11 protein-coding genes are annotated in these 9,665 nt (G+C 68.8%); 5 read left to right on the top strand and 6 right to left on the bottom strand.

What is annotated here, in order from left to right:
- Positions 1-85 precede the first annotated feature (85 nt).
- Positions 86-607, top strand: coding sequence for a hypothetical protein (locus tag ASV56_RS07255; RefSeq protein ID WP_062561384.1), 522 nt, complete (start codon positions 86-88; stop codon positions 605-607).
- Between the two features lie 6 nt (positions 608-613).
- Here the strand turns inward: ASV56_RS07255 and ASV56_RS07250 are convergent, their stop codons facing one another.
- On the bottom strand, positions 614-1,441 hold the full coding sequence (locus ASV56_RS07250) for an LOG family protein (protein ID WP_156429096.1): 828 nt from the start codon (positions 1,439-1,441) through the stop codon (positions 614-616).
- Positions 1,442-1,536: 95 nt separating this feature from the next.
- Here ASV56_RS07250 and dapD point away from each other — a divergent pair, with 95 nt between their 5' ends.
- Both dapD and ASV56_RS07240 read left to right on the top strand, forming a co-directional pair.
- On the top strand, positions 1,537-2,361 hold the full coding sequence (gene dapD, locus ASV56_RS07245) for a 2,3,4,5-tetrahydropyridine-2,6-dicarboxylate N-succinyltransferase (protein ID WP_062561383.1): 825 nt from the start codon (positions 1,537-1,539) through the stop codon (positions 2,359-2,361).
- A gap of 106 nt (positions 2,362-2,467) precedes the next feature.
- Positions 2,468-2,719, top strand: coding sequence for a GlsB/YeaQ/YmgE family stress response membrane protein (locus ASV56_RS07240; RefSeq protein WP_062561382.1), 252 nt, complete (start codon positions 2,468-2,470; stop codon positions 2,717-2,719).
- 36 nt (positions 2,720-2,755) lie between these two features.
- Here ASV56_RS07240 and ASV56_RS07235 read toward each other — a convergent pair whose 3' ends face one another.
- Positions 2,756-3,226, bottom strand: coding sequence for a YbaK/EbsC family protein (locus tag ASV56_RS07235; protein ID WP_062561381.1), 471 nt, complete (start codon positions 3,224-3,226; stop codon positions 2,756-2,758).
- 55 nt (positions 3,227-3,281) lie between these two features.
- On the opposite strand from ASV56_RS07235, the gene ASV56_RS07230 reads away from it, so the two are divergent.
- Both ASV56_RS07230 and ASV56_RS07225 read left to right on the top strand, forming a co-directional pair.
- Positions 3,282-3,596, top strand: coding sequence for a hypothetical protein (locus ASV56_RS07230; RefSeq protein WP_172823737.1), 315 nt, complete (start codon positions 3,282-3,284; stop codon positions 3,594-3,596).
- A gap of 67 nt (positions 3,597-3,663) precedes the next feature.
- Entirely contained in the window at positions 3,664-4,914 is a 1,251-nt protein-coding gene (locus ASV56_RS07225) for a lytic murein transglycosylase (RefSeq protein WP_062561380.1), read from the top strand.
- A gap of 81 nt (positions 4,915-4,995) precedes the next feature.
- Here the strand turns inward: ASV56_RS07225 and ASV56_RS07220 are convergent, their stop codons facing one another.
- Genes ASV56_RS07220 through gpmI form a run of 4 tightly spaced genes read right to left on the bottom strand, consistent with a single transcriptional unit; the run spans position 4,996 to position 9,654 of the window.
- Positions 4,996-5,484 (bottom strand): RNA pyrophosphohydrolase, encoded by a 489-nt coding sequence (locus ASV56_RS07220; RefSeq protein WP_062561379.1) that lies wholly within the window; start codon positions 5,482-5,484, stop codon positions 4,996-4,998.
- Positions 5,481-6,899 carry a S41 family peptidase gene (locus ASV56_RS07215; protein ID WP_062561378.1) on the bottom strand — a complete coding sequence of 473 codons (1,419 nt, stop codon included), beginning with the start codon at positions 6,897-6,899 and terminating at the stop codon, positions 5,481-5,483. The genes ASV56_RS07220 and ASV56_RS07215 overlap by 4 nt, the downstream gene beginning before the upstream one ends.
- Positions 6,896-8,134, bottom strand: a complete 1,239-nt coding sequence (locus tag ASV56_RS07210; protein ID WP_062561377.1) for a murein hydrolase activator EnvC family protein — start codon at positions 8,132-8,134, stop codon at positions 6,896-6,898. Before ASV56_RS07210 ends, ASV56_RS07215 begins: the two co-directional genes overlap by 4 nt.
- On the bottom strand, positions 8,131-9,654 hold the full coding sequence (gene gpmI / locus ASV56_RS07205) for a 2,3-bisphosphoglycerate-independent phosphoglycerate mutase (protein ID WP_062561376.1): 1,524 nt from the start codon (positions 9,652-9,654) through the stop codon (positions 8,131-8,133). The genes ASV56_RS07210 and gpmI overlap by 4 nt, the downstream gene beginning before the upstream one ends.
- Positions 9,655-9,665 lie beyond the last annotated feature (11 nt).

The following is a 9,665-nucleotide window of genomic DNA, read 5'->3' as shown; positions in this document are numbered from 1 at the left end:
ACGCATTTATCCCGGGAGGGGCGGCTGAAAACCGCGGCTTTCGGGTTATGATGCGGCATTCCGTCAATGAGTCGCCAGGTATGCCATGATCCCTCTCGCCAACCCGATCCAAAGCCGCGCCGGACCCGCCGCCGCGCCGCAGCTCCGTCCCGGCGACGACGCCGGCCCGGCCATCGCCGCGGCCGAGGCCGAGATCCCGCCGGTCGAGGAATCCGCCGCTGCCAGCGCCGACGTGCAGCTGGGCCACGAAGGCATCGGCCATGCCCGCGAGGCGACGCAGGGCGAGACCCGGCGCGTCGCACCGACCAAATCCGCCGTCGAGGATTCCGACGGGCCGCAGGACCGCGCCGTGTTCCGCGCCAAGGTCATCAAGTTCCTCAACGCGATGTATGGCGACGACGAGGCGTTCCAGCGCGCTCTGAAGCTGGGCACCATCGTCGTGCGCGCGGTCGAGGACCAGCCCGAGCCCGAGATGCGGCCCGAGCTGACCTATGCGATCTATCGCGAAGGCGCGGCGCTGGCCGCGGCAGAGGAGGTGCAGCGCCGCACCGGCGGGCCGCCGGTCAGCGTCGGGCCGAACGATTTCGTCGCCTGGTGGCCGAAGTGACCCGCCTCAGGGGCAGGGCACGACCCAGTTGTCGATGATCGCGACCGCTTCCTCGGCGGTTTCGACGAAACTGATCAGCTCCAGATCCTCGGGGCTGATGGTGCCGGCCTCGGCCAGCGCCTGCCAGCTGATGACCTTGTGCCAGAATTCGCGGCCGAACAGGATGAAGGGCACCCGCGCCATGCGGCCGGTCTGGATCAGGGTCAGCGCCTCGAACATCTCGTCGAGCGTGCCGAAGCCGCCGGGGAATACCGTCACCGCCTTGGCGCGCATCAGGAAATGCATCTTCCTGATCGCGAAATAGTGGAAGTTGAAGCACAGGTCGGGCGTCACATATTGGTTCGGCGCCTGTTCATGCGGCAGCACGATGGACAGGCCGATCGAGATTCCGCCGGCCTGGAATGCCCCCATGTTGCCGGCCTGCATCACGCCCGGGCCGCCGCCGGTGCAAATGACGTTCTCGGCGCCATAGCTTTCCAGGCTGCGCTCGGTCATCTGGCGGGCAAAGCTGCGCGCCTCGTCGTAATAGCGCGACAGCGCCGCCAGTTCCGGGGTGCGGGCGCTGTCCCTTTCCGCCGGCGCCGGAATGCGAGCGCCACCGAACATCACCACGGTCGAGCGGATGCCGCGCGCGTCCATGATCATCTGCGGCTTCAGCAGTTCCAGCTGCAACCGCACCGGGCGCAGCTCCTCGCGCAGCATGAATTCGGTATCGGTGAAGGCCAGCCGATAGGCCGGGGCGCGGGTCTGCGGCGTGTCGGGGGTGATGCGCGCCGCTGCCACGTCCTGCTGGCTGTCGCGGAAGGGGTGGCTGCGCTCTTCTTCGTCCATCATCCAAACCTCTGGCACGGGTCGCCGCACATTGCGCGGCCGCAACCCTCGGCTTATAGCCCTTGGGCACGAGTTTCCATCCCGAGAGAGGCCAGACCATGTCGAATGACGCCCTTGAAGCCGCCATCGAATCCGCCTGGGAGATCCGCGACCAGATCACCCCGGTCACCAAGGGCGAGGCCCGTGACGCCATCGAGGCAACGCTCGAGGCGCTGGACAAGGGCGCGCTGCGCGTCGCCGAAAAGCGCGGCGCCGACTGGCACGTGAACCAATGGGCGAAAAAGGCGGTGCTGCTGGGCTTCCGCCTGAAGGACATGGAGATGCAGCCGGGTGGCCCGCAGAACGGCACCTGGTGGGACAAGGTGGACAGCAAGTTCGCTGGCTGGGGCGAGAACCGCTGGCGCGAGGCCGGCTTCCGCGCCGTGCCGAACTGCATCGTGCGCCGCTCGGCCTATATCGCCAAGGGCGTGGTGCTGATGCCCAGCTTCGTGAACCTGGGCGCCTATGTCGACGAGGGCACCATGGTCGACACCTGGGCCACCGTCGGCAGCTGCGCGCAGATCGGCAAGAACGTCCACCTGTCGGGCGGCGTCGGCATCGGCGGCGTGCTGGAGCCGATGCAGGCCGGCCCGACCATCATCGAGGACAACTGTTTCATCGGCGCGCGGTCCGAGGTGGTCGAGGGCTGCATCGTGCGCGAGGGCTCGGTCCTGGGCATGGGCGTCTTCATCGGCAAATCGACCAAGATCGTCGACCGCGAGACCGGCGAGGTGATGTATGGCGAGGTTCCGGCCGGCTCGGTCGTGGTCGCGGGCTCGCTGCCGTCGAAGAACGGCGTGAACCTTTACTGCGCGGTGATCGTGAAGCGCGTCGATGCGCAGACCCGCTCCAAGACCTCGATCAACGAACTGCTGCGCGACTGAGCTGTTGCGCGCCTGCATCGGATTCACCCTGGCGTGAATCCGATGTGAAACCGATCCGCTCCGGCCGCGTTCAATTCCGCAGCCTCAGCAGCAAGCGGAGTTTCACATGCAGGGTTTGGGTTGGATTGCCGCGATCATCGTCGGCGGTCTCGCGGGCTGGATCGCCAGCAATATCATGAAGGCCGACACCGGGGTCTTTCTCAATGTCATCCTGGGCATCGTCGGGGCCGTGGTCGGCAACGCGCTCCTGGGTCTCGTGGGCCTGAACGCCCAGGCCGGCAGCTGGCTGGCGCAGGGCGTGGCCGGGCTGATCGGCGCGGTGGTGCTGATCTGGCTCTATCGAGCGGTGGCCGGATAGCGAAAACGGGGCGGGTCGATCCCGCCCCTTTTCATGTCAGGCGGTGAAATCGGCCGTCGTGGCCCCGGTCAGCCGCAGCAGCTCTGCGGGGGCGATGGCAAAGACATGGCGCGGCGTGCCCGCCGCCGCCCAGACCTGCTCGAAATCCAGCAGGCGCGGGTCCAGCCAGGCCTCGATCCGGTTCAGGTGACCGACCGGGGCGACGCCGCCGATGGCAAAGCCGGTCTCGGCGCGGATCAGCTCGGCATCGGCCTTGCCCAGGCTTTGCCCGGCCAGCGCCGTGGCCTTGGCCGGATCGACGCGATTGCCGCCGGCGGTCAGGAACAGGACGACATGGCCCGAGTCCTCGCCGCGAAAGATGATCGACTTGGCGATCTGGTCGACCGCGCAGCCGACTGCGGCCGCCGCGCCCTCGGCGGTGCGGGCGCTGTCGTCGGTCTCGCGGATCTCGACCGCGAGGCCCGCGGCCTCCAGGGCCGATTGCACGCGGCGCAGGCTCTTGCTCATTGTCCCCTCCTTGGTTTCGGGCGATATGACGGCAAAACCGCAGGAAGGGAAAGCCATGACCCAGCAGGTCTATACGCTTCTGGTCGAGGTCGGCCGCGCCAGGGATGACGGCCTGCCGGAAGGTGCGACGGGCGCCGCGCTGGTCTGCTACGCCTCGGGCAAGGACGAGGACGAGGCGGTGCGCGAAACCGTCGCCATTCTGAAGCAGGCGGGCCTGGCCCCGATCGAGGTCACCGGCCACGGCAGCATCGACGAGCGCCTGGCCGAGGGCCATGAGATCCCCGAGGAGGAGCGCGCCCTGATGGACCGCGCCTTGGCCGAGAACGCGGTGATCGTGGCGCAGATGGAGCCGCTTTACGGCGAGGATTGACTATCCATCGCCCGCCACCGCCGCTAGACTGGCCCGCAACCAGAACAAGCACGAGCGGACAGGCAGCATGACCAGACGGATTTCCCGCATCGCCCTTGGCGCGATCCTGATTGCCAGCCTGGCCGGCTGCGGGGTGTCGATGAACCGCACGCCCGGCGCCCCCGGCGGCAATTTCGCCGGCCTGCCCACCGCCGGCGGCCAGGGCAGCGAATCCGGCTTCCAGACCTGGGTGGCCAGCTTCCGGCCCCGCGCGCTGGCGGCGGGGATCTCGGGCGCGACCTTCGACCGCGCCATGGCGGATGCGCATTTCATGCCCAGCCTGATCGCCTTGGACCGCAAGCAGAGCGAATTCGCCAAACCGGTCTGGGACTATCTCGACGGCGCCATCGGCACGCGCGGCGCCACCGGCCGCAGCAAGGCGGCGCAATATTCCTCGACGCTGGCCGCCATCGAATCGCGCTACGGCGTCCCGCGCGAGGTGGTGCTGGCGGTCTGGGGCATGGAATCGAACTTCGGCGCGGGTCGCGGCAATACCCGCATCGTGCCGGCCCTGGCGACGCTGGCCTATGACGGCCGGCGCGGCGAATTCTTCGCCGGAGAGCTGGTCTCGGCGCTGCGCATCATCCAGTCGGGCGACGTCGACAGCGCCCATATGGTCGGCAGCTGGGCCGGCGCCATGGGGCATACGCAGTTCATGCCCTCGTCCTTCCTGGCGCATGCGGTGGATTTCAACGGCGACGGCCGCCGCGACATCTGGTCGGACGACCCGACCGACGCGCTGGCCTCGACCGCGCATTACCTGCGCCAGAACGGCTGGCGCCCCGGCCAGCCCTGGGGGACCGAGGTCATCCTGCCGCCCGGCTTCGACTTCAACAACGCCGGCAAGGCGGTGCAGCGCTCGGGCAGCCAATGGGCGGCGATGGGCGTGCGGACGCGGAACGGCAGCGCGATGCCCTCGGGCTCGATCCTGGTCCCGGCCGGATCGCGCGGCCCGGCCTTCCTGATCACGGAAAACTTCCGCGCCATCCTGAAATACAACGCCTCGGACAGCTACGCCCTGGCCGTCAGCTACCTGGGCGAATCCATCGCCGGCCGCCCCGGCATCCAAGGGTCATGGCCGCGCGGCGACCGCACGCTCTCGACCAGCGAAAAGGCCGAGATCCAGCGCCTGCTGATGGCCAAGGGCTTCGACACCGGCGGGGTGGACGGCAAGCTCGGCAGCCAGTCGACCGAGGCGATCAAGGCTTTCCAGCGCGCCCGCGGCGTCACGCCCGACGGCTATGCCGACACAAGCCTGCTGGCCCTGCTGCGCAGCTGAACGACAAAGGGCGGCCCACCCCGGCCGCCCTTCGACTTCTTTGCTCTGTAAATACCCAAACCGGCCGCGCCACCGGCGCGATCAGGCCAGAATCTCGCGGAACTCGCCCAACACGCGCGCATAGACATCGCGCTTGAAGGGCACGATGGATTCCAGCACATCGGCCGCGCGCATCCACTGCCAGCGGTCGAATTCGGGATGTTCGGTAGCGATCCGCACCGCCTCGTCCGGGCCAAGGAAGCGCATGGCGAACCATTTCTGCTTCTGGCCGCCGTATTTGCCCTTCCAGACCTTGCCCAGCAGCTCGGGCGGCAGGTCATAGGTCACCCAGTCGGCGGTCTCGGCCAGCACGTCCACCAGATCGGTGGTGACGCCGGTCTCCTCGACCAGCTCGCGCAGCGCGGCGTCGCGCGGCGTCTCGCCCGCGTCGATGCCGCCCTGCGGCATCTGCCAGGCCGGGGTCGGGTTGTCGATGCGCTGCCCGGCAAAGACCAGCCCGGCCGGGTTGATCAGCACCACCCCGGCGCAGGGCCGATAGGGCAGGCCCGAAGGCCCCAACAGCCCGGTCATTGCGTCTGCGCGCCCTGCGCCGCGTTCTCGCCGGTATTGGCGGGCTTGGCCGCCTCGGGCACGGCCTTGGCGTTGTAGTCCATCGCCGCCAGCCCCTTCAGGATGTCCACGGCATAGGCCAGCTGGTAATCCTCCTCGCGCAGCTTGGCGGTGGCCTCGACCTCCTTGGCCTCCTCCTGCATCTGCTTCTTCTCCTCGTCCGACACGGCGTCGTTGTTCAGCGCGCCGCGCAGGTCGGCCTCGGAGCTGAGGAATTTCGAATCGGTCTTGGGCTTGTTCTCGTCCTCGCCCTCCGCGGCCTGGAGCGGGGTCGGCTGCTCGACGATGATGTCGGGCTGGATGCCCAGCGCCTGGATCGACCGGCCGGACGGCGTGTAATAGCGCGCCGTGGTCAGGCGGATGGCGCTGTCGGCGGTGACCGGCATCACGGTCTGGACCGAGCCCTTGCCGAAGGACTTGGTGCCCACGACGATGGCGCGGCGGTGGTCCTGAAGCGCGCCGGTGACGATCTCCGAGGCCGAGGCCGAGCCGCCGTTGATCAGCGCCACCATCGGCTTGCCCTCGGCCAGGTCGCCCGGCTTGGCGTTCCAGCGTTCCGATTCCTCGGGCTTGCGGCCGCGGGTCGAGACGATCTCGCCCTTGTCGAGGAAGGCGTCCGAGACGTCGATGGCCTGGTTCAGCAGCCCGCCCGGGTTGTTGCGCAGGTCCAGCACGAAGCCCGTGACCTTGTCGATGCCGCCGGCGTCCTTGATCGCCTTGGCCATCTCGGTGCGCAGCGTGTCCATGGTCTCGTCGTTGAAGGTGGTGACGCGCAGCACCACGGCGTGACCCTCGATCCGGGTCTTGACCACGGTCAGCTTGATGGTGTCGCGCGTCATGGTCAGGTCGAAGGGTTCCTTCTCGCCCTCGCGCAGGATGGTGATCTTGATTTCCGAGCCGATGGGGCCGCGCATCTTCTCGACCGCCTCGTCGAGGTTCAGCCCCATCAGCGATTCGCCGTTCACATGGGTGATGAAATCGCCGGCCTTCACGCCCGCCTCGGCCGCCGGCGTGTCGTCGATGGGCGAGATGACCTTCACGAGCCCGTCTTCCTGCCCGACCTCGATGCCGAGGCCGCCGAAGCTGCCGCGGGTCTGGGTCTGCATGTCCTCGTAATCCTTGGCGGCCAGGAAGGAGGAATGCGGGTCGAGCGAGGTCAGCATGCCGTTGATCGCCGCCTCGATCAGCTTCTTGTCGTCCACCGACTCGACGTAATCGGCGCGCACCCGTTCGAAGACATTGCCGAACAGGTCGAGCTGCTCATAGACCGAGGCGTTCTTGCCGGTTTCCTGCGCGACCAGGGGGCCGGCGAATTGCGTGGCGACCACGGCGCCCGCAAGCGTGCCGATCGCCCCTGCCAGAAGATAGTGTTTCATTCCGTCCCGTCCTGCCCGGTTGCGTTTTGGCCCGTTCCACCCTGCGTGGCATCGCCGATAATCGGATTCATCACGAACCACTCGGCCGGGTCCAGCATTTCCTTGCCCCGGCGCAGTTCAACATACAGTGTTTCGCTTTGCCCGGCGCCGCCGCCGGTGGCGGCATTGGCGACGAACTCGGCCCCGAATTCCTGCGCCGGCGGTTCCGCGCCGCCCATCAGCCCGACGGGCTCGCCCGCCGCCAGCACGTCGCCGGTCTCGCCAAAGACCTGCGCGAGGCCGGCAAATATCATCAGATAGTCGCGCGCGGGTTCAAGGATCATCACATTGCCGTAATCCAGCAAGGGACCGCGATAGCGGATCGTCGCGGGCCAGGGGGTCGTGACCAGCGCGGCGGGCGCGGTGGCGATGACCAGTCCCGGGCGTTCCACCCCGGCCGCGTCGGGTTCGTTGTAGCGGCGGATCACCTTGCCGATGGCGGGCAGCGCCAGGCTGCCCTGGGCGCCCTCGAAATCGGCCATGGGCGCGCCCACGTCCTGCTCCATCCCGGTGATGCCCGAGGCGAAGGCGTCCAGCGTATCGGCCGATTGCACCAGCGCGGTCAGTTCCTTGGGGTCCTCGCCGAAGCGCACCGGCAGGCTGGAACGGTCGGTGACGGCCGAGGCCAGCAGCCGCCGCGCCTCCTGCACCTGGCCCAGGCCCTGCGCCAGCACATTGGCGGCGCTCAGCTGGATGGCGCGGACGGTGCGGATCTCCTCGAGCTTCTGCTGCATCTCCTTGGCTTCGGCCTCGAGCCCCGGCGCGACCGAGGCGAGGATCATCCCGGCCCGGGCCGAAGCCTCGGGCCCCGAGGGATGCAAGAGCAGCATGGTCTCGGGCGAGCGCTGCATCGAGGTCATCACCCCCAGCACCCGGCCCAGCCGGTCGCGGCGGGCGTCGAATTCGGTGCGGATTTCCTGCTCGCGCACGCCGGCGCGGCGCAGCCCGTCGCGCAGCGCCGACAGGCCCTGCTCATAGGCGCGGATCATCCGCGTCAGCGAGGCGACCTGGTCGTCCTCGGTCAGCGCCTGGTCCAGCTGGCCCACGGCGGCGCGCAGCATCTCGGCGGCCTCGGCCGCCTCGGCCGCGGCCTGGCCCAGCTGCCCGTCGCCCTGGGTCGGGGTCGCGGTCTGCGCCGGCGCCATCGAGACCAGCCCCAGCGCCAGCGCCACCGGCAGAAGCAGCGTCAGTCTCATGCGCGCGCGATCAGCGAGCGGCCGGTCATTTCCTCCGGCAGGTCGAGGCCCATCAGCTCCAGCACCGTCGGCGCGACATCGGCCAGCCGGCCGTCGCGCAGGCTGGCGCCGGCCGGGCCGCCATAGACGATGACCGGCACCGGGTTCACGGTATGGGCGGTATGCGGGCCGCCGGTCTCGGGGTCGATCATGGTTTCGCAATTGCCGTGGTCGGCGATGACCACCGCCGCGCCGCCGGCGCGGTCCAGCGCGTCCAGCATCATGCCCAGGCCCTGGTCCACCGCCTCGCAGGCGCGGATCGCGGCGGGCAGGCTGCCGGTATGGCCGACCATGTCGGGATTGGCGAAATTCACCACGATCAGGTCGTAGCCGGCGCCGATGGCCTCGACCAGTTTGGCGCTGACCTCGGGTGCGGCCATTTCGGGCGCCAGGTCATAGGTCGCGACCTTGGGGCTTTGCGGCATGAAACGGTCCTCGCCCGGCTCCGGCGTCTCCTTGCCGCCGTTCAGGAAGAAGGTGACATGCGGGTATTTCTCGGTCTCGGCCAGGCGGAACTGGCGCAGGCCCTTCCGCGCCACCCAGGCGCCCAGCGTGTTCACCACCTGCCGCTTGGGATAGGCGGCGTCCATGAACTGGTCGTGGCGCTCCGAATAATCGACCATGCCCAGCAGCGCCGCCCATTCCGGTCGCCGCCCGGTGTCGAAGGCGGAAAAGCCGGGCTCGCCCACCGCCGCCAGGATCTCGCGCGCCCGGTCGGCGCGGAAGTTCAGGCAGAAGAACCCGTCCCCGTCCTTGGCCCCGGGATAGTTGCGGATCACCCGGGGCTGGATGAATTCGTCGGTCTCGTCCTGGCGATAGGCATCGGCGACCGCGGTGGCGGCATCCGGCGCGGGTAGGCCCTTGCCCTGCACCATCAGGGCATAGGCGCGGGCGACGCGCTCCCAGCGGTTGTCGCGGTCCATGGCGAAATAGCGCCCGACCACGGTGCCGATGCGCGCGCCCTCGGGCAGGCTGCCCTGCAGTTCGGTCAGGAAACCCAGGGCGGATTTCGGCGGCACGTCGCGGCCGTCGGTGACGGCGTGGACCACGACCGGCACGCCCTTTTCGGTCAGGGCGCGGGCGGCGGCGACGACATGGTGGATATGGCCGTGCACGCCCCCGTCCGAGATGATGCCCATCAGATGCGCCGTGCCGCCCGAGGCCTTGAGCTTGCGGATGAATTCGCCAAGCCCGGTGTTGCGGTAGAAGCTGCCGTCCTCGATGGCGAGGTCGATCTGGCCCAGGTCCATGGCGACGACGCGGCCGGCGCCGATATTGGTGTGGCCGACCTCGGAATTGCCCATCTGGCCCTTGGGCAGGCCGACATCGGGGCCGAAGGTGGTCAGCGTGGCATGCGGGCAGTCGCGCATCAGCCGGTCGAAGTTCGGCGTGCTGGCCTGGTCCGGCGCGCTTTGCTGCGGTCGGGCGGAAATGCCCCAGCCATCAAGGATGCAAAGGACGACGGGTTTGGGATGGGTCATGGGGCGCCTCA

Source organism: Paracoccus aminovorans, assembly GCF_001546115.1.
GTDB classification, from domain to species: Bacteria; Pseudomonadota; Alphaproteobacteria; order Rhodobacterales; family Rhodobacteraceae; genus Paracoccus; species Paracoccus aminovorans_B.
The sequence above is the reverse complement of the archived record's forward strand: the minus strand, read 5'-3'. Positions and strand labels throughout refer to the sequence as shown.